The sequence below is a fragment of the Streptomyces sp. NPDC054956 genome (genome assembly GCF_053609185.1).
Genome location: NZ_JBSGXB010000648.1, coordinates 1 through 1,253, shown reverse-complemented (window position 1 = coordinate 1,253; position 1,253 = coordinate 1). Strand labels below are relative to the sequence as shown.

Annotated in this window: 1 protein-coding gene; it reads right to left on the bottom strand. The window is 71.3% G+C overall.

Annotation, left to right across the window (positions count from 1 at the left end; translation table 11 throughout):
• Positions 1–82 precede the first annotated feature (82 nt).
• Complete coding sequence (locus tag ACWGDE_RS39055; protein ID WP_453393836.1) at positions 83–1,036, bottom strand: DeoR/GlpR family DNA-binding transcription regulator; 954 nt, start codon at positions 1,034–1,036, stop codon at positions 83–85.
• Positions 1,037–1,253: the final 217 nt, after the last annotated feature.

The following is a 1,253-nucleotide window of genomic DNA, read 5'->3' as shown; positions in this document are numbered from 1 at the left end:
GGGCTGGATTCCTCCAGCCCCGCCGGCGTTTGAGGAGCGGGGGTCCGGGGGGCCGGCCCCCGGCAACGGACCCGCAGACGACCTAGCGGCGCCGCATATCGGCCACGCGGGCCCGCTCGCCCGCCGCGGCCTGCTGCTCGTGCAACGACCCCGCGCTACGGAGCTGCGCCGTCGGCCCGCCGCGTCGCTGGACCGGCAGCGGGGACTCCCGGCGCGGGCGGCGAACCTCCCCCGAAGCACCGCCGGAGGCGGAGCCGCCACCGGCCACGGTGATCTGTACGCCCTGGTCCGCCAGCGCCTGCAGCTCCGTACCGGCCCGGTCGTCGTGCGGCGGCGGCTCGTCCGTCACCAGCCGCGTGATCACGTCCGTCGGCACGGTCTGGAACATGGTGTCCGTCCCGAGCTTCGTGTGGTCGGCCAGGACCACCACCTCCGCCGCCGCCTGCACCAGCGCCCGGTCCACGCTCGCGGAGAGCATGTTGGACGTGGACAGCCCGCGCTCGGCGGTCAGCCCGCTGCCGGACAGGAAGGCCCGGGAGACGCGCAGCCCCTGGAGGGACTGTTCGGCACCGCTGCCGACCAGCGCGTAGTTGGTCCCGCGCAGCGTTCCGCCGGTCATCACCACTTCCACCCGGTTCGCATGGGCCAGTGCCTGTGCGACGAGCAGCGAGTTGGTGACCACGGTGAGTCCGGGCACCCGGGCGAGCCGGCGGGCCAGCTCCTGGGTCGTGGTGCCGGCGCCGACGACGATGGCCTCGCCTTCTTCGACGAGTCCGGCCGCGACATCGGCGATGGCGGTCTTCTCCGCCGTCGCGAGATGGGACTTTTGCGGAAAGCCGGACTCCCGCGTGAAACCGCCCGGCAATACCGCACCGCCGTGCCGGCGGTCGAGGAGTCCTTCTGCCTCCAGTGCCCGCACGTCCCGCCGTACGGTCACTTCGGAGGTCTGGACGACGCGGGCGAGCTCCCGGAGCGATACCGCTCCGTTGGCCCGCACCATTTCGAGGATCAATTGGCGACGTTCTGCAGCGAACACGAAACTGACAGTAACCCCAACGACCGTCTGCTTTCAGCTCCTTGCGCCGGAATTCCGAAGTTGTCCATACCGTGAGCCGAGTAGTGGTATACGCGGTCGGGCCCGCCCGGCCAAGGGACCCCCCAGGGCCCCCCGCCCCAACACAAACACAGCGACCAACGGGGGGTATGGGTTTTTTAAGCACACCCGCCGCCCAGAGCCGGAGGAAACGGCGGGG